This is a genomic window from Acidovorax carolinensis (assembly GCF_002157145.1).
GTDB classification, from domain to species: domain Bacteria; phylum Pseudomonadota; class Gammaproteobacteria; order Burkholderiales; family Burkholderiaceae_C; genus Acidovorax; species Acidovorax carolinensis.
Window position 1 is genome coordinate 2,309,866 of the sequence record NZ_CP021361.1, and the last position, 18,509, is coordinate 2,328,374.

The following is an 18,509-nucleotide window of genomic DNA, read 5'->3' on the forward strand; positions in this document are numbered from 1 at the left end:
ACGTTCGAACGACAACATCCGCATGAAGACCTATCAAATCGCCACCATCCCCGGAGACGGCATCGGCAAGGAAGTGATTCCCGCCGGCCAGCGAGTGCTGGAAGCCTTGTCTGCCCACCACCCGCATCTGCGCTTCGCGTTCGAGAACTTCGGCTGGGGTGGCGACTGGTACCGCGCCCATGGCGTGATGATGCCGGCCGATGGCCTGGACGCCCTGCGCGGCAAGGACGCCATCCTGTTCGGCTCGGCCGGCGACCCCGACATCCCCGACCACATCACGCTGTGGGGCCTGCGCCTGAAGATCTGCCAGGGGTTCGACCAGTACGCCAACGTGCGGCCCACGCGCATCCTGCCCGGCATCGATGCGCCCCTGAAGCGCTGCGCGCCCAAAGACCTGGACTGGGTCATCGTGCGCGAAAACTCCGAAGGCGAATACTCCGGCGTGGGTGGCCGCGTGCATCAGGGCCACCCCATCGAGGCGGCCACCGATGTCTCCATCATGACCCGCGTGGGCGTGGAGCGCATCCTGCGCTACGCGTTCCGCCTGGCCCAGTCACGCCCCCGCAAGCTGCTCACCGTCATCACCAAGAGCAACGCCCAGCGCCACGCGATGGTGATGTGGGACGAGATCGCCGCACAGGTGTCTGCTGAGTTTCCCGACGTGAAGTGGGACAAAGAGCTGGTGGACGCCGCCACAGCCCGCATGGTCAACCGCCCCGCCACGCTCGACACCATCGTCGCCACCAACCTGCACGCCGACATCCTCTCGGATCTGGCGGCCGCGCTGGCCGGCAGCCTGGGCATTGCGCCCACCGGCAACATCGACCCCGAGAGACGCTACCCCAGCATGTTCGAGCCCATCCACGGCTCGGCGTTTGACATCATGGGCAAGGGCCTGGCCAACCCCATCGGCACCTTCTGGTCGGTGGTGATGCTGCTGGAGCACCTGGGCGAGGCCGACGCTGCCCGCGCCGTGATGCAGGCCATCGAACAGGTCACCGCCAACCCCGCCCTGCATACCCGCGACCTGGGCGGCACCGCAACGACGGCGCAGGTGACCGATGCCGTGTGCGCGCTGGTGGGCAGCTCGCCGCTGCAAAAGGCCGCCTGAACCGCAGCGCCTTGACGTACCGCGACCCTCCACACCACGCAATGCACCCGATGCAACCGCACATCGACACCCAGGCCCGCCAGTGGCTGCGCAGCATGTTCGATGCCGCCATCGCATCGGCTCAGCCTGCGGTGTGCCTGCCGCCGCACCTGCCTGCCCCGCCCCGGGGCCGCACGGTGGTGATCGGCGCGGGCAAGGCATCGGCGCAGATGGCGCAGGTGCTGGAGGCCCACTGGCCCGCGCCGCTCACGGGCGTGGTGGTCACACGCTACGGGCATGCTGCCGCCTGCCAGCACATCCGCGTGCTGGAGGCTGCCCACCCCGTGCCCGATGCAGCGGGCCTGGCCGCCGCGCAGCAGATGCTGGCCACCGTGGCGGGCCTCACCGCCGATGACCTGGTGATCGGCCTGTGGTCGGGTGGCGGCTCGGCGCTGCTGCCCTTGCCGCTGCCGGGCATCACGCTGGCCGACAAACAGGCGCTCAACCAGGCCCTGCTGCGCAGCGGCGCCAGCATTGGCGAGATGAACTGCGTGCGGCGCCACCTCTCGGCCATCAAGGGCGGGCGGCTGGCCCTGGCCTGCAGCCCCGCCCGCGTGGTCAACCTGGTGATGTCCGACGTGCCGGGCGATGACCCTCTGGACGTGGCCTCTGGCCCCACCGTGGCCGACCCGACCACCCGCGCACAGGCGCTGGCCATCTTGCAGCGCTACCGTATTGCGCTGCCGCCCGCTGTGCTGGCCGCGCTGGACACTGCCGCCAGCGAAAGCATCAAGCCGGGCGACACCCGGCTGGGCCCCATCACCACCCACGTCATTGCTACGCCCGACCTGGCCTTGCAAGCAGCAGCCCAGGTGGCGCGCCAGGCGGGCATCGAGCCCACGCTGCTCGGCGACGCACTGGAGGGCGAAGCCCGCGACATGGGCACCGTGCTGGCAGGAATAGCCCGCTACGCCGCCAAGGCCCCGTCACCACGGCACCGCGTGCTGCTGAGTGGCGGCGAAAGTACCGTCACGCTGCGTGCACCGGCCCCAAGGCAACCCCTACAAGCCCCAGGGCGTGGCGGGCGCAATGTGGAATGCATGCTGTCCATGGCCCTGGCGCTCAAGGGCTTGCCCGGCGTGTACGCGCTGGCCGGAGACACCGACGGCATCGACGGCCTGGAGCCCGTGGCAGGCGCCATTGCCACCCCCGACACACTGGAGCGCGCGGCAGCACTGGGCCAGCACGCCACCGCCGCGCTGGACGCGCACGACGCCCACTCTTTTTTTGGCGCACTGGGCGACGCGGTGGTCACCGGGCCCACGGGCACCAACGTCAACGACTTCCGCGCGATCCTGATCACCGCCACCGGCTGACGCCCAGCATCCTCTGCCCCGCCGGCCCCAACAAGAAACACAACCCAACGGAGACAACCATGACACGCATTGCAAAGCCGCACCACCCGCCCACAACGCCATCCACGCGCCGCCACCACCTGCTGGCGCTGGCAGCCGTGGCTGCCGCCGCCTGCGCGCTACCCAGCGCACCGGCGCACGCACAAGCCTGGCCGTCCAAGCCCGTCACCCTCGTGGTGCCCTTTGCGGCCGGTGGCACTACCGATGTGCTGGCCCGCGCCCTGGGCGAAAAGCTGGGCGCCACCATAGGCCAGCCCGTGATCGTGGAGAACCGGGGCGGTGCGGGCGCAACCATCGGTGCCGACTATGTAGCCAAGGCGCCCGCCGACGGCTACACGCTGCTGATGGGCGCCGTGCACCACACCATTGCCACCAGCGTCTACAAGAAGCTGGGCTACGACTTTCAGAAAAGCTTTGCGCCCATCACCACCGTGGCTCTGGTGCCCAACGTGTTAACGGTGAGCGCAACCACCCCGGCCAAGGATGTGAAGGAACTGGTGGCGCTGGTCAAGGCCGCACCGGACAAGTTCTCGTATGGCTCCAACGGCGCGGGCACGGCGCAGCACCTGATTGGCACGCAGTTCTCCTCCGCCATTGGCCAGCCACTGCTGCATGTGCCCTACAAGGGCAGCGGCCCGCTCACCACCGATCTGCTGGGTGGCCAGGTGTCCATGTCGTTCGACACCGTCACGCCCGTACTGCCCCACATCAAGGCTGGCAAGCTGCGGGCCCTGGCGGTGACCACGGCCAAGCGTTCTTCATCACTGCCGGACGTACCCACGCTGCAGGAAAGCGGCTTTGCAGCCTTTGACATTGGCACCTGGTTCGGCGTACTGGCCCCCGCGCGCACGCCCCCAGAGATTGTGGAACGCCTGAATGCCGAGATGGTCAAGGTGATCCAGTCGCCCGAATTTCGCAAGCGCATGCAGGACATCGGTGCCGAACCGATCGGCAACACGCCTGCACAGATGGCGCAGCAGATCGCCAGCGATACGGCACGCTTTGCCAAGCTGGTGGTGGAAAACAAGATTTCCACGGAATGATCCGCGGCTGGGAAGCCGCACCGTGCGTGATAGCCCGTTGGCAGCACATGCTGCCAGCCAAGCATGCCGGTATCAGCCGGCATCACTCCATCAAAGCGACCGATTTCATCTGCACCCACAGCACGCGCCTCGGCACCACACCGAGCGAGGCGGCCAACCGCTTGGTCAAGCGGGCCAGCAGCAGCATGGCATCGCCCAAGCGCACGCGCACCAGCGCAAGGCCAGGGTGCCCGTCGTCTGCCACGGCATCGACGCAGCCGCGCATCACGTTCTGGATACTGCTCGTTCCCGGCTCTTCGGCCAGGCTCACGTCCCACGCCAGAACCCGAACCCGAACGCAGCGGGCCGATGGGCAGGGCCTGTGCGCGCACCCACAGGCTGCCGCCCGAGAAATCGACGCGCGCCAGGTGCCATGAGTGATCCACCTCGCCCATCTGGGCATCGAGAACGGCGCCAGCGTCTTCACCCAGCCCGCAGGCAGTGCGTCCTCGGCACGCTTGCCTTAAGGCGGGTGTTTAGGATTGGCGATGGCGATGGCGACGCGGCCGATTCTTGCGTCGGTCACGCTAGCCAGTGTCATCTGGCGAACGTCCGTGGTGCCGCCCCACAGCACGATGCGGCCGACGGCTCAGGGCTTGACCTCGCACGCGGCAAGCCCGGCCTTGGCCAGCGCGCGCGGAAAAACAGGGCAGGCACACAGGCCCGATGTTCACCCCAATCAAAAACGGGCCGGTCGACTCGACCAGGTCCGATTCAAGCAAAAACAGCCTCTAGCCCTTACCCAGAAAGCGCCAACAGCTATAAACCGTATAGCAATCAGCGATGACTCAAGCGCCGCACGGCCCAGTCGCCCAGGCTCTGGATGGCCTGCACAAAGAAGATCAGCACCACCACCACGGCCAGCATGATGTCGGGCAAAAAGCGCTGGTAGCCATAGCGGATGCCCAGATCGCCCAGGCCGCCGCCGCCAATGGCGCCAGCCATGGCCGAGTAGCCGGTGAGGCTGACAAAGCTGATGGTCAGGCCCGCCACGATGCCGGGCAGCGCCTCGGGCAGCAGCACTTTCCAGACGATCTGGCCGGTGGTTGCGCCCATCGACTGGGCGGCCTCGACCAGGCCGTTGTCCACCTCGCGCAGCGCGGTTTCCACCAGGCGCGCAATGAAGGGCGCGGCCGCCAGTGTGAGCGGCACCACGGCAGCGGCCGTGCCGATGGACGAACCCGTGATCAACCGCGTGAAGGGGATGATGGCCACCAGCAGGATGATGAACGGCGTGGAGCGCACGGCGTTCACGATCCAGCCCACGGTTTTGTTGAGCGGGCTGTTTTCCAGCACGCCGCCCTGGTCGGTCAGGCGCAGGAAAACACCCAGCGGAATGCCGATCAGGCCACCCACCACGCCCGAGATGCCCACCATCACGATGGTTTCCCACAGCGAGGTGGCAAACAGCTCCAGCATCATTTCTGAAAAATTCTCGAACATGGATCAGCCTTCCGTTGTCACTTCTTCCACCACCACACCTTCGCCGCGCAGCTGCGCAATGGCGGTTTGCAGCCGGGCGCCCTCGCCGCTGGCATACACGGCCAGCGAGCCAAAGGTCTGGTCCTGGATCTCGTCGATCTGGCCGTGCAGGATGGACAGGTCCAGCCCATGCTCCCGGATCAGGCGCGACAGGATGGGCTGGTAAGCCCGCTCGCCCGAGTACGACAGGCGCAGCAACTGGCCCACCCCGCCCCCCTGCAACTGGCGCGACAGGTGGCGCACATGGTCGAGCACGCTGGCGGGCAGCTCCTGCGGCACGATCTCATCGATCAGGCTCTTGGTGATGGCCTGCTGCGGGCGCGTGAACACGTCGATCACCGGGCCCTGCTCGACGATGCGGCCGGCGTCGATCACGGCCACCCGGTCGGCCACCTGCTTGATGACCTGCATCTGGTGCGTGATCAGCACCACCGTGAGGCCTAGCTCTTTATTGACCTGGCGCAGCAGCGCCAGGATGGAGCGCGTGGTTTCCGGGTCGAGCGCGGATGTGGCCTCGTCGCTCAGCAGCACCTTGGGCCGGCTGGCCAGCGCGCGCGCAATGCCCACGCGCTGCTTTTGTCCGCCCGAAATCTGCGCGGGGTAGCGGTCGGCCAGCGCCGACAGGCCCACCAGTTCGAGCAGCGGGTTCACACGCGCACGGATGGCAGCCTTGTCCATGCCCGCCAGTTCCAGCGGCAGCGCGGCGTTGTCGAACACCGTGCGCGACGACAGCAGGTTGAAGTGCTGGAACACCATGCCGATGTCGCGGCGCGCGGCACGCAGATCGGCGTCATTGAGCTGTGTCAGGTCGCGGCCCGTCACGATGACCTCGCCCCTCGTGGGCCGGTTGAGCAGGTTGATCACCCGCACCAGCGAACTCTTTCCCGCGCCACTGCGGCCGATGATGCCGAACACTTCGCCCGGCGTGATGTGCAGGTCGATGCCGCGCAGGGCCTCGACCGGGCCTTGTGGGCCCGGATAAATCTGGGTGATGCCCCGTAAGTCGATCATGAAATGAAATTGCGCCGCGAAGACCCAGGGGCCGCCGCAGCGCAAGAAGTTGGATACAGGCTGAACTGTAAACAGAAAATATAAACAATCAAACTATAGAAAAATAAAGTAATAAGTCAGTCTGGTTATTTAGAAAAAGTGAAGCATCGGCGGTCGTGCGCGCCAGGCGGCCCCGATGCGCCAGCGGCACCCCCTATGCCGTGGCCTGGTGGGCCTGCAGTCCGCGCGAAACCAGCACCCCCAGGGCCAGCACACCCAGTGCGGCGCCGGTGAACACCGTCGTCAGCCAGCCCCGGTCCACGCTGGCCGCCACCGCCAGCACCCCGATGGACTGCCCAAGAAACAGCAGGCAGGCAAACAGCGTGACGGCGGTGCCCCGGGCCTGCGGCGCCATCTGCGTTGCTTGCGTCTGCAAGGTGTTGTGCAACATGTAAAAGCCCAGCCCCGCCAGAAAGCAGCCCAGCACGGCCCAGGCCACCAGGGGCGCCCACGCCAGCAGCAACAGGCCGCTGGCAATGAGCGACGCTCCCGTCAGCGCCAGCCCCCGCTCACCCAGCCAGGCCAGCCAGCGCCGCGCAAACACGCTGTACAGCAGGCCGCCCACCCCATACAGCACCATCACGCCCCGGCAGCCGAGGCCGACAGGCCAAAACCGCCCGTCATGCGGGCTGGCACAAAGGCCAGCGTGCCAAACGCCAGGGCGCCTTCGACGGCCACCACGGTGAGCACCCAGCGCACGCGCGGCATGCGCAACAGATGCACCGTGCCCGCCAGGTAGGCCGCCAGTGAAAACGCGGGCGCATCCGCAACGGCCGCAGACGCGCTCACAAGCCCTTCGCGCGCATGGCGATACAGCAGCGCCGCCGCCGTCAGAAACAGCATGGACAGCACCGCAAACGCGGCGCGCCAGCCAAGCGTCTCGGTGGCGAAGCCCCCAAACCACTGGCCCGCCATCATCCCGGTGACGGTGGCGCCCATCAGGCGCGCCAGGGTTTCCTGCCGCTGCGCATAAGGCACCTGGTCACCAATCCAGGCCATCGACAACGGAATGATGCCCGCCGCCGCAGCCCCCATGGCAGCGCGGAACACCACCAGTACTGGCAGGCTGGGCGCCAGCGCAGTCATGGCACTGAACAGCGCGCAGGCGCCGGTGGCACCCATGATCACCCGCACTTTGCCCAGCCGGTCGCCCAGCGGGCCATACACCAGCTGCAACACGCCATAGGCCACTGCAAATGCGGCAATCACGGCGGATGCATCGCCGGTGGTGACCTGGAACTCGTGCGACAGGGTAATCAGCATGGGGTCACACACCCGCATCGATGCCATGCTGGAAAAGGCCGCCAACCCGATCAGGCGCAGCATCATGGGAGAAGTGGTCATGCCACAGATTGTCGAGTGGGACGCGACATGCAGCTGCCGCACTGTCGGATGCCCTGCCGCCGAGCCAGGAGCGGCAATGCAACGACACTGCATTCATACCCTCGGCCTCTTGCCGCCGGACCACCTGCAGTTCCCCGGTATGCGCACTTGGTGATCCACAACCACCCGTTACGCCCCGAAATAGCTATCAAAACAATAGCATTACACGCAGCATGCATATTGAAAAACTGCAAGAAGTGGCAAAAATCGATCCAAACCGAGTCGAATTGTTTGCATGCAGATACGCCTGCTCGACAAATTAACAGCAGGTAACTCTTTGGCAACATGGGTGGTGTGCAATCAGGACGTTTGCGAAATCTCAGAGCTTGCCATGCCGATCGCATATCTCAGACAACTCGCCTTGGCCCTGGAACGCACAAAAAATGCGGTGCGCGTGACCCATCCGTACCAGCTAGCCCTGGTCCAGTGGCTATGGTCCCGTGGTTACATCGAAGCCAAGATTTCTGCAGTGGCAGCGACCTCAAGGGCTGCGGCTGAAGTGCTCTGCATCACGGGATTGGGGCGACAGTTGATTGACCTTCAGACCTAGCGGGCAGCCGTCCTGGGTGGGGCAAAAACGCAAATCGGATGCCGATCGCCACCCATTCGTCACAGGCTTGCCACGCAGGAGATGGCCATTGGCCAATTGCTGCGGCAATATTGAGAACAAAAAAGGCCCCTGCATTGCTGCAGGGGCCCATTGTCTTGGTGGGACGTGCGGGGGTCGAACCCACGACAAACGGATTAAAAGTCCCAATCCATAGACAATCCTGGACAACCCTAGACTGTCACCAGAGCCGTAACCCGTTGATTTTGCTAGATACGTAGTCCAAGATAGTCCGTATGCGTGTGATACCATCCACGCTCAAACTGTCACCAGACTGTCACCAGCACTGCAAACGGACTACGCAAATGGCCACCAAAACTAACGGACAAATCATCAATGAACTGTCACCGGGGCAGTTCGGGAAGATGGGAAAGGTTATCCCGTCCGGATCGCTGGAAGCGCGCAAACTGGCGAGCGGCGCAGTTACCTTTTACTGGCGCGTCACGATCAACGGCAAGACCGCCCGCGAAGTGATCGGCGTCTATGACCCGAGCGCACCGCCCAAGAGCTTGCAACCAACCAGCAAGGGTTATTCCATCATCGCCGCCATGCGTGCCGCTGAAGTGCTGGCAGCGCAGCACCATGCAAATCTTGACAAAGGCGGGTTCGCTGGCGTGAAGGCCGCAGAACAGGAAGCCAAGGCCAGGGCCGTGACCGCCAAGCTGGAGGCGGCACAGTTCACATTGCAGGCCCTGCTGACCGACTATTGCGACCACCTGGAGGCCCTGGGCCGCGTGGCGCACAAGGATGCCCGAAGCATCTTCAAGTTGCATGTGATAGAGGCATGGCCCAAGGTCGCCGCCCTGCCCGCCAATCTGGTGACGGGCGAACAAATAGCGGACATGATGCGGCGCGTGATCGAACTGGGCAAAGCCCGCACGTCCAACAAGCTGCGCAGCTACATGCGGGCGGCATACCAGACGGCGAAGGCGGCACGCTCCAAGGCCAGCATTCCGGTGCGATTCAAAAGCTACAACGTCACCCACAATCCCGGCGCAGACACCGAGCCGGACGAAAGCGCCAACAAGGCCGACAAGCGCCCGCTGACAGCCGAGGAGCTGCGCGGCTACTGGCAGGCCATCAAGACCGCGCCGGGGTTCCGTGGGGCCGTCCTGCGGCTGCATCTTTTGACTGGTGGCCAGCGTATCGAGCAACTGGTGAACCTGCTTACCAGCAACGTGACCGGCGACAGCATCATGCTTTTCGACGGCAAGGGCAGACCCGGTAAGCCACCCCGCCCGCATACGGTGCCGCTGATCCCTCAAGCTGCCGCCGCCCTTTTGGAGTGCCAGCCCCGAGGCACCTACGCCATCAGCACGGACAAGGGCGAGACACACCTATCAGCCATCACCCTGAGCCACTGGGCAGTGGCAGCAAGCGCCCTGCCCGACTTCCAAGCAAAGCGCATTCGCTCCGGTGTGGAAACACTACTCGCCAGCGCCCGCATCAGCTCAGACATTCGGGGCCGGTTGCAGTCGCACGGCATCAGCGGTGTGCAGGCGCGGCACTATGACGGGCACGACTACATGGAAGAAAAGCGGCAAGCCCTGGAAACCCTGTTCCGGCTTTTGGATGCGCCCGAGGCCAGCAACGTGGTGCAACTCAAGACAGCGTGACGCCCACATGCACAGCAAGGCCCTACGGGGCCTTTTTTCATGTCAACACTACCTGTAGTGCGCTGCCATAAAAAAATCACTACAGATAGTGTTGCACAGCGTAAGAATTACTGGAATAATCGCAGCGCCCCGGATAATGCTATTTTTTCTATAGCAAAGGGCAATCAAGAAAGGCAAAAATGATCATCATCAAAGGTATGTCAAGAATTGAGCGCGGCACCTACACGCTACCTAGTCTCGGGCACGCGTTGATGGGCTACGTTGTGCGCAATGGCCGCGACCATGCGCCCGCACTGAGCATTACCGACGACATGCCCGAAGCCGGTGGAGGTGGCGAAAGCGCCGCAGCGCCCGAGGTGGCAGCATCAGACGACGATGGCGGGGATGGTGACGGCGACCCCGACTCAGACCGACGACGCCCACGTTCTAAATCTTCACACCCATCTTTCCCGCCTGCGCTACTCGCGTTTGAGCCTCTCTCGCACTACGTCAGTTTTGGCCGTAGTCGCATCTATCAGCTAATCGCGGCTGATGAATTTCCAAAACCAATCAAAGTAGGTAAGTCGTCCCGCTGGGTGAAAGCGGAAATAGACGCATGGATCAATAAGCAAGCCACATCGCAACGAGTGGAGGCCTAAGACCATGAGCACCACCACCGAAGTGGGCGCAAGCGTGCCCAATGAGAAAGTCGCCGGGGGCTACCAGACCACCACGGCGACTTCGAAAGAGTACAGCCCGATTTTCTCATGCAGTGAAGGCGAGAGCAACAATCAATTGATGCTTGAAGCAATGGACTATGCCGCCAGCGATTGGCATGTGTTCCCACTGCTGCCCAACACCAAACGCCCCGCCACCGAACATGGCCTGAAGGACGCCAGCACCGACCCGGACACGATCCGCGCATGGTGGACACGCTGGCCTAGTGCCAATATCGGCATTGCCCTGCCGCCCGAGCTGGTGGCCGTGGACATTGACGTCAAAGACGTTGACGGGCACGCCACCATGGCAGAGCTGGCAGCGCAGCATGGTGGACTGCCTGAAACCCTCACGGTTGAAACCACCACGGGCGGCTGGCACCTGTATTTCAAGAAGCCGCCCGAAGTGCGTGTGAAGAATCGCGCGGGCATCCGGCCAGGTATCGACGTTCGCGCGCATGGGGGCTACCTGGTGGCACCACCGAGCACGATCGACGGGCGGGCCTATCAGTGGATCGGGCAAGGCCGCATGGTGGATTGCCCGCAGTGGCTTTTGGATGTGCTGACCGAGGAAAAGAATGCTCCGGCAAGCCCCGCAACAGCCCCGCAGGCGCTGCAAAGCACCGCACGCGACCACTACAGCCAACGGGCATTGGAGCGCGCTACAAGCGCCGTTCTGGCAGCACCTGAAGGTGGGCGCAATGATGTGCTGAATGGCGCAGCCTACGGACTGTCCCGGCTGTCTTCCGCTGGGCGGCTGGACTGGCAGCAAGTGGCGGCGACCATGGAGCGCGCCGCACTGGCCGCAGGCCTGGAACCGGACGAGGTGCGCAAGACACTGGAGAGCGCGCGCACCGCTGGGCAGACTTCGCCCAACTATGAGGGCTTGCCAGACCGCCCACGGCAAAGTGCAGGTTTCGAGCCGCTGGAGGTTGACACCGACGAGCCACCCGGCCCGAAGCTATCGCCTGTTTCCGTTTTTGACGTGGTTTCCGCGCCATCCCCGCCGCCGCGTTATGTGTGGAAAGGATATCTGCCCCGTGGTGAGGTTTCGCTTTTGGGCGCGCACGGCGGCACGGGCAAAAGCTATATCTCATTGATGCTGGCAGTGGCAGCGGCGACCGGACGCCCATTGTTCGGGGTTGACACCGAACCATCGCGCGTCCTGTTCCTGAGCCTGGAGGACAGCGGGCCGGTAGTGCGGCACCGACTGGCCAATATCTGCCGTGAATGGGACATTGAACCCGAGGAGCTGGCCAATCTGCAAGTATTCGACGGCACCGAAGATCCCGAGCTTTTCGCAACGACAGGCCGCGATGCTGGCACCACCACGGGCACCTATGCCGAGCTGCGCAAGCTGGCAGCGGGCGCTGATCTTGTCATTGTGGACAACGCCAGCGATGCCTACGGCGGCGACGAAATCCAACGCCGCCAGGTGCGGGCCTTCATTCGGTGCCTGAAGTCAATTGCGAAGGACAACAACAGTGCGGTGCTGCTGCTGGCACACGTTGACAAAAACACCAGCCGAGCGCGCAAGGCCGAGGGCGGCGAAGGCTACAGCGGTAGCACCGCATGGCACAACAGCGTGCGCAGTCGCCTATTCATGACGCGCGATGAGGCGGGCGGGTTGAAGCTGGAACATCAGAAGATCAACCACGGGAAGCTGCGCGAGCCGCTGCACCTGTTTTGGCCTGCTGACGGCCTGCCGCAACTGGACGCGCCATTGGTGGGGGTTGTTGCGCACATTGCCGACCGCGTGAACACGAAGGCCCTGTTAAAGCTGATCGCTGAGTTCACCGAGCGCGGCGAGCATGTGAGCGCCGCTACCACCAGCCGGACGCACGCGGTAAAGCTGCTGTCCGGCGAGAGCACCTACCCCAAGGGCTTGAAACAAAACGATGTGTTTGATCTGCTGCGCCAGGCCGAGCGCGCCGGGTATCTGGCCCGCGTGGAGTACCGGGGCGCAGACCGCAAGCAGCGCGAGCGTTGGGAAGTCACGAGCCAGGGGCGGGAGCAGGCGGGCCTATCACCTGCGGCGACTGCGGCGACTGCGGCGACTTATGAGGTACTGGAAGTCACCGCACCTACCGCAGTGGAGTGCGGCGACTGCGGCGACTCCGCTAGGGGGTATGGGGGAAAGAGCGCGCACATGGAGTCACCGCACCCCACCGTGGCACTTTGAGAAACAACAGCATGAAAACACCTGTTCTCACACCTGAAACCCTGTACCAGCACCCCGACGGGTACGCAATCGAGTACGCACAAAACGCCTTGATTGCCACCGACGCAGACAACTTTGTGATCGTGCCCATCGGCAAGCGCAACTTGCTGGAACTGTCCCGAAAGCTCTACGACATAGCGCAGCGCATGAAGGACTGACACACCAAGCCCGCCCTGTGCGGGTTTTTTCTTGACACCACCATAGATTCCTGCTATATATTCCGCAGTATCAATAGTCTATGACTATTGCAACCCGCCCGGCGATTGCATGGGCACACCTCAAGAAAGAAGCACATGCAACTGCATCAAATCCGTGAAGCCCGCGCCGCCAAAGTCTCCGAAGCCCGCAGCCTGCTGGCATCCATGCCAACCCTCACGCCCGAAGCTCAGACGAAGTTCGACGCCATCAAGGCCGAAATCGTGAATCTGGAAGGCCAAGAAGCCCGCGCTCAGTTCGTGGAGGACGCCGAGCGCCGCAGCCTGGGCACGCCGGTGCACAAGGCCCGCAACGAGCTGGAAGGCCGCGTTAGCCTGATTGATGCCATCAATGCCCAAGTGGAAAACCGCGCTGTGTCTGGTGCCCTTGCTGAGTACGGCCAGGAACAAAAGCGCCAGGGCATTACCGCCCGCCGTGGTGGCGTGCTGGTGCCCTCTAGCGTGTTTGAGCAGCGCACCACCATGGACACCACCAGCGCGGCAAAAATCACGCCAGACGAATACAAGGCCAGCGAGTTCGTGGGCTTGTTCCGCAATGCCCTGGTAATGAAGTCCCTGGGTGCCCGCGTGCTGTCTGGTGTTCGTGGTGACGTGATCGTGCCAAAACAGACTGGTGCATCAAGCGCTTTTTGGGTAGGCGAAGGCGACCCCTTGACCGAATCGAGCGCAACGTTCGACAACATCAAGTTGACCCCCAAGCATGTGGGCGCACTTTCCAGCGTTTCGCGCCAGTTGCTGCAACAGGCCAACCCCTCGATCGAGCAACTCATTCGTGACGACTTTGTGCGGGTGATCGGCCAGGCCATTGACAAAGCAATGCTGCATGGCCTTGCTGCCAACGACGAGCCGGTGGGCATCATCAACACCGCGGGCATTCAAACCGCATCGCTGGCCACTTTGAGCTGGGCCGCTGTGGTGGCCATGCTGGAAAAGCTGGCGATTGAAAACGTCACTGCCAACGGCATCGTGACCCATGCCAAGGCCGCCACCAAACTGCAAACCACCCTCAAGGACTCCGTAGCCGGTGGCGAATACCTTATGCAAGGTGGCCGCGTGGCTGGCTTGAATGCCTACATCACCAACCAGTTGGACGCCAAGAGCGGCACGCCGGACAAGGGCCGAATCATCGCTGGCGACTTTTCGCAACTGATTGTGGCCGACTACCAAAGCTCTGAAATTCTGGCTAATCCATGGGGCACGGGTTTCTATGAAGCCGGTGCAATTCAGCTCCGAATCATGGCGACCATGGATATGGCAGTCCGCAACGCCAAGGCATTCGTGCTGGCTGACGATCTGAGCATCTAAGGAGAACGCGATGACGCTTGAAATTCGTACTGGCGAGCTTCGGGCGTCATCGCCCGGACGGCTGCAAGGATATGTTGCGCGTTTCGGTTCGGAAACCCGGATAGGGGACTTCTTCGAACGCGTTATGCCTGGTGCGTTTCGCGCATCGCTGGCAGACGGCCGCAACATCGTGGCACTTGCCGACCACGACCGCCGCGCCCTGCTGGGAAGCACCGCATCCGGCACCTTGCAACTTCGGGAAGATGACCATGGATTGGCTTTTGAACTTCGCCTGCCTGATACCTCAGTGGCCCGCGATATTGCCGTTTTGGTGGAGAGCCGCGTTATCCAAGGTTGCAGCTTCGGGTTTCATGTGCCCGAAGGTGGCGACACCTGGTTAGACCGTGGCGACGGCTCCATGCTGCGCGAGCTGCGCAACGTGGAATTGGTTGAAGTGACTGTGACGGCGCAACCGGCATATCCAGACACCGAAGTGGCCAAGCGCTCCAAGCCTATCGAGCAAGGCTATGCCCACTTCCATATCCACCGCGATAACAACTTTCTGTGGCTGGAACTGTCATGAGCATCATTACCCGCGCCTTGTCCCTGGTGGGCCTGGAAAAGCGCAGCACCATCGGCGTGAATGGCTGGCCTGTGCCCCTGACTGCCAGTGCTGTGACGCCTACGACCGCACAAGGTGTATCGGCGGTCTATGCGTGTGTGCAGGCCATCAGCGAAACCACCGCATCCCTTCCCCTGATCCTGTTCCGCCGTGGTGAAGATGGCGACCGGGAACGCGCCGCAGACCATCCCCTGTACCGTGTTTTGCACGACATGGCGAACCCCGAGCAAACTGCTCTGGAGTTCCGGGAATACATGCAGGCCGCCGTACTGCTCAAGGGCAACGCCTTCGCCCGCATCGTGCGAGGCTATGACGGCCAGGTGCGCGAACTGTGGCCACTCAATCCGGACAATGTGCAGGTTCGCCGCACGCCATCCGGCCTTGTCTATGAGTACAGCAAGGAAGGCACCCGAACCACCTTGCTTGCCCATGAATGCCTTCACCTTCGCCACCGCCTGGGCGATGACGGTGTGCTGGGTGTAAGCCCTATCGCCGCTGCCCGTGGTGTGGTGGAACTGGCCATTGCAGAGAATCAGCACGGGGTGAGCACCTTCACCAACGGCGCAAAGATGCTGGGGGTGTTGAGGTTTCCCGGCAAGCTCCGGCCCGAACAACGTCAAGCTATCGGCGCATCGTGGGCCAGTCAACATGCTGGTGCTGCGAATGCCGGACGGACTGCGATTCTTGAGGAGGGCGTGGAGTTTCAAGCCCTGTCTATGAGCCTTGAAGATGCATCGTGGATCGAGGCCCGCAAGCTATCCGTGATCGAGGTGTGTCGCCTGTTCCGCGTGCCGCCCACCATCGTGCAAAGCATGGAATCAGCGAACTACAGCAACTCTGTGGAGCTGGCACGGCAGTTCGTAACGATGACATTGCGCCGCCATTTGATCGGCTGGGAGCAAGCCATTGCAGCCAAGTGCCTGACCGAAGCCGGACGCCGCACCTACTTTGCCGAACATCAGGTGGAAGGCCTGCTGAGGGGCGACAGCGTGAACCGTGCGCAGTTCTATTCGAGCGGTATCTCGGACGGATGGCTCATGCGCTCAGAGGCCCGAAAACTCGAAAATTTAAGCGCCATCGAGGGTATCGACGATGCGCCACTGAGCCAAAAATCTGTCCCAGCTCCATTGCCTTACCCGAGCAAGCAATGAGCCGCCCGCCCGACTTCTTTAAGAACGCCCGGCAACAGCCACCCAAGGGCCTGGACAGCAACGGTATGCCCGAAGAGCGCCGCGTGAATGGCTACCTTGTCAAACCACCAATGAGGTGGACAAAGGACAGCAACGGGCGGACGCTGGGACTCAATTCCGCCGCGTGGCGCAAGCTCAGAAAGCAGGTGCTGGCCGAAGAACCGCTGTGCCGCCACTGCGCCGCCCAAGGGCTAGTGGTGCCAGCTACCGAAGTCGACCACATGCGAGGTGCAGCCGATAACAGCCGGGATGCGCTTCAGGCCCTTTGCAAGCCCTGTCACAGCATCAAGACTATGGCAGAGCTGTACGGCAGACCACCGCGCCTTGGATGCGACGAACAGGGCTACCCCATAGGTAGTGACCATCCTTGGAATAAAGCTGCTGTGGCGCGTTCTGGTGGCCTTGCTGCGGGTGTTTCAGAGCAGAAATCACCAGAGGCGATTGACCCCGAACCGACCTGTTCCCTTCGCTTTAACGTTGACTGCTTAAAAAAGAGGCACCCATGAAGCTAACAGCCAAGCGAAAGCGCTCCGACAGCGCCGCAGCCGCCATTGCTGCCACTCAGGCCGCAGCCCTGCCGCCCTTGTCGCCGCCTGCCCATGTGCTGGTGCCGGACGGTGCCCGCCCATTCTGGGATGCCATCGTGCAGGCCCGCCCGCGTGACACCTGGAACCCGGTGGACATGGCGAGTGCTGCCAACCTTGCCCGCGTGCAGTTCGCCCTGGAGGCCGCGCCCGTAGGCTCCGACGACCATGCGAAGCTAACCCGCCTTGCCCTTGCCCTGACACGCGCCATTGCTGTCAACACGGTGGCCACGGTGGGCCGCAGTGCAGACATTGCCAAGGGTGCCGAGCTGGAGCGCAGCGCACGCCAGGACGACGGCGATGATCTGATCCCGAGGCTCAGGGCGGTATGACCCGCGCCGCCCGCGTTATTGAGTTCATCACCCGTTTCATCGTCACGCCAGACGGTGCGCAGGTGGGGCAACCCATGGTGCTGGCAGAGTTTCAAAAGCAGTTCATTCGGGACGTGTACGACAACCCCGCAGGAACGCGCCGTGCTATTCTTTCAGTAGCACGCAAGAATGGGAAATCTGGCCTGATTGCTGGCCTGCTACTGGCGCACCTGGTGGGCCCCGAGGCGAAGCAAAACAGCCAGATCGTGAGCGGTGCCATGAGCCGGGATCAGGCCGCCCTGGTGTTCAATCTGGCCAGCAAGATGGTGCAGCTTTCCCCGAAGCTTTCCAGCATCGTGCGGATCATCCCGAGCGGCAAACGCCTGCTGGGCCTGCCGCTCAATACTGAATATCGCGCCCTTGCTGCTGACGGCAAGACCGCCCACGGCCTTAGCCCGGTGCTGGCCATCTTGGACGAAATCGGCCAGGTGCGTGGCCCGCAATCCGACTTCATCGACGCTATCACCACGTCACAAGGTGCCCACGAAGCGCCGCTGCTGATCGCCATCAGTACCGCCGCAGCGAATGACGCGGACTTGCTTTCAACGTGGATTGATGACGCCCGCGCCAGCCAGGATAAGCGCATCGTCTGCCATGTGTACGAAGCGCCCGCCGGGTGTGACTTGTTGGACGAAAGCGCATGGCGTGCGGCAAATCCTGCCCTGGGCACATTCCGCAGCCTTGATGACCTACGCGAGCAACTGACGCAAGCGCAGCGGATGCCGAGCATGGAAAACAGCGCCCGCAACTTGCTGCTGAATCAGCGGGTTTCGACTGTCTCGCCATTCATCAGCCCGGACGTGTGGAAGTCCTGCGCAGCCCTGCCCGCCTTTTTGGGTGACGTGCCTGTCTGGTGCGGGATCGACCTGAGCGCCCGCCTAGACCTCACGGCCATGGTGATCGTCGGCCAGGTGGATGACGTGTGGCATGTGCAGTCGTATTTCTGGTGCCCCGAGTCCGGCATTGAGGATCGCAGCCGCCGTGACCGTGCGCCTTACTCGACATGGGCGCGCCAGGGCCTGTTACGGACGACGCCAGGTGCCAGCGTGGACTATGAGTTTGTCGCCGCAGACATTGCCGAGATTCTTGCTGACCTTGATGTTCGTGGGATAGCTTTTGACAGATGGCGAATCGACCTGCTGAAGAAAGAGTTCGACCGCCTGGGTGTTGATCTGCCGCTAGTCGAACATGGCCAGGGCTTTAAAGACATGAGTGTCGCCCTTGATGCCCTGGAGGCCGAGCTGCTGAATGGGCGCATCGCCCACGGTGGCCATCCGGTGCTGACCATGTGTGCCGCCAATGCCGTGGTGACAAAAGACCCAGCCGGTGGGCGCAAGCTGGACAAGGCGAAGGCTACCGGACGCATTGACGGATTGCAGGCCCTTGCCATGGCCATGGGTGTGGCCAGCAAAGCCACCGAGGCGCAGGGGATCGCCTTCGACAGTTTCACGTTCGTTTGAATATCGCCCTAGCCGGGGGGCCACATGAGTGGAAGGCCGGACGCGGATTAGTCGGACAGTGCCGCGCATAAGAAAAACCCCGACAGCCAGCAAGTGGGCTTTCACGGACTGGGCGCAAAGGTGAGTGATTCTCTGATGCGTC

Annotated in this window: 17 protein-coding genes and 1 pseudogene; 14 read left to right on the top strand and 4 right to left on the bottom strand. The window is 63.1% G+C overall.

Translation table 11 applies throughout. The features are described from left to right. Window positions 1–22 precede the first annotated feature (22 nt). Genes CBP34_RS10705 through CBP34_RS10715 form a run of 3 tightly spaced genes read left to right on the top strand, consistent with a single transcriptional unit; the run spans window position 23 to window position 3,548 of the window. Window positions 23–1,111, top strand: a complete 1,089-nt coding sequence (locus tag CBP34_RS10705; protein ID WP_086928737.1) for a tartrate dehydrogenase — start codon at window positions 23–25, stop codon at window positions 1,109–1,111. Between the two features lie 50 nt (window positions 1,112–1,161). Next, window positions 1,162–2,466, top strand: a complete 1,305-nt coding sequence (locus tag CBP34_RS10710) for a glycerate kinase type-2 family protein (protein WP_086928738.1) — start codon at window positions 1,162–1,164, stop codon at window positions 2,464–2,466. Window positions 2,467–2,525: 59 nt separating this feature from the next. After that, window positions 2,526–3,548 carry a Bug family tripartite tricarboxylate transporter substrate binding protein gene (locus CBP34_RS10715; protein WP_236748403.1) on the top strand — a complete coding sequence of 341 codons (1,023 nt, stop codon included), beginning with the start codon at window positions 2,526–2,528 and terminating at the stop codon, window positions 3,546–3,548. Window positions 3,549–3,630: 82 nt separating this feature from the next. Here CBP34_RS10715 and CBP34_RS19790 read toward each other — a convergent pair whose 3' ends face one another. The 4 genes and pseudogenes from CBP34_RS19790 to CBP34_RS10735 form a co-directional block, all read right to left on the bottom strand. Beyond that, a complete protein-coding gene (locus tag CBP34_RS19790) occupies window positions 3,631–3,858 on the bottom strand; it encodes a TOBE domain-containing protein (RefSeq protein ID WP_208616323.1) in 228 nt (75 codons plus the stop codon). Window positions 3,859–4,364: 506 nt separating this feature from the next. Beyond that, entirely contained in the window at window positions 4,365–5,030 is a 666-nt protein-coding gene (locus tag CBP34_RS10725) for a methionine ABC transporter permease (protein WP_086912577.1), read from the bottom strand. Between the two features lie 3 nt (window positions 5,031–5,033). Further along, window positions 5,034–6,080 (bottom strand): methionine ABC transporter ATP-binding protein, encoded by a 1,047-nt coding sequence (locus CBP34_RS10730; RefSeq protein WP_094099142.1) that lies wholly within the window; start codon window positions 6,078–6,080, stop codon window positions 5,034–5,036. A gap of 193 nt (window positions 6,081–6,273) precedes the next feature. Then, window positions 6,274–7,445 (bottom strand): annotated as a pseudogene (locus CBP34_RS10735) (MFS transporter). A 292-nt stretch (window positions 7,446–7,737) separates the two neighbouring features. Here CBP34_RS10735 and CBP34_RS10740 point away from each other — a divergent pair. From CBP34_RS10740 to CBP34_RS10795, 11 genes are all read left to right on the top strand, one after another. Beyond that, a complete protein-coding gene (locus CBP34_RS10740; RefSeq protein ID WP_094098019.1) occupies window positions 7,738–8,052 on the top strand; it encodes a hypothetical protein in 315 nt (104 codons plus the stop codon). Between the two features lie 362 nt (window positions 8,053–8,414). Beyond that, on the top strand, window positions 8,415–9,725 hold the full coding sequence (locus CBP34_RS10750; protein WP_236748404.1) for a tyrosine-type recombinase/integrase: 1,311 nt from the start codon (window positions 8,415–8,417) through the stop codon (window positions 9,723–9,725). Window positions 9,726–9,904: 179 nt separating this feature from the next. Continuing rightward, a complete protein-coding gene (locus CBP34_RS10755) occupies window positions 9,905–10,363 on the top strand; it encodes a helix-turn-helix transcriptional regulator (protein WP_094098020.1) in 459 nt (152 codons plus the stop codon). 4 nt (window positions 10,364–10,367) lie between these two features. Then, complete coding sequence (locus CBP34_RS10760; protein ID WP_094098021.1) at window positions 10,368–12,602, top strand: bifunctional DNA primase/polymerase; 2,235 nt, start codon at window positions 10,368–10,370, stop codon at window positions 12,600–12,602. An 11-nt stretch (window positions 12,603–12,613) separates the two neighbouring features. Next, window positions 12,614–12,799 carry a hypothetical protein gene (locus CBP34_RS10765; protein WP_094098022.1) on the top strand — a complete coding sequence of 62 codons (186 nt, stop codon included), beginning with the start codon at window positions 12,614–12,616 and terminating at the stop codon, window positions 12,797–12,799. Window positions 12,800–12,934: 135 nt separating this feature from the next. Further along, the gene (locus CBP34_RS10770) at window positions 12,935–14,161 is read left to right on the top strand and encodes a phage major capsid protein (protein ID WP_094098023.1); all 1,227 of its coding nucleotides are present in this window, start codon (window positions 12,935–12,937) and stop codon (window positions 14,159–14,161) included. Window positions 14,162–14,171: 10 nt separating this feature from the next. Further along, a complete protein-coding gene (locus CBP34_RS10775) occupies window positions 14,172–14,723 on the top strand; it encodes an HK97 family phage prohead protease (protein ID WP_094098024.1) in 552 nt (183 codons plus the stop codon). Between the two features lie 26 nt (window positions 14,724–14,749). Next, window positions 14,750–15,913 carry a phage portal protein gene (locus CBP34_RS10780; RefSeq protein ID WP_335622283.1) on the top strand — a complete coding sequence of 388 codons (1,164 nt, stop codon included), beginning with the start codon at window positions 14,750–14,752 and terminating at the stop codon, window positions 15,911–15,913. Then, window positions 15,910–16,458 (top strand): HNH endonuclease, encoded by a 549-nt coding sequence (locus CBP34_RS19795; protein WP_208616324.1) that lies wholly within the window; start codon window positions 15,910–15,912, stop codon window positions 16,456–16,458. The genes CBP34_RS10780 and CBP34_RS19795 overlap by 4 nt, the downstream gene beginning before the upstream one ends. Next, the gene (locus CBP34_RS10790; protein ID WP_094098026.1) at window positions 16,455–16,868 is read left to right on the top strand and encodes a terminase; all 414 of its coding nucleotides are present in this window, start codon (window positions 16,455–16,457) and stop codon (window positions 16,866–16,868) included. The genes CBP34_RS19795 and CBP34_RS10790 overlap by 4 nt, the downstream gene beginning before the upstream one ends. Continuing rightward, window positions 16,865–18,367 carry a terminase large subunit gene (locus CBP34_RS10795; RefSeq protein ID WP_094098027.1) on the top strand — a complete coding sequence of 501 codons (1,503 nt, stop codon included), beginning with the start codon at window positions 16,865–16,867 and terminating at the stop codon, window positions 18,365–18,367. Before CBP34_RS10790 ends, CBP34_RS10795 begins: the two co-directional genes overlap by 4 nt. Window positions 18,368–18,509 lie beyond the last annotated feature (142 nt).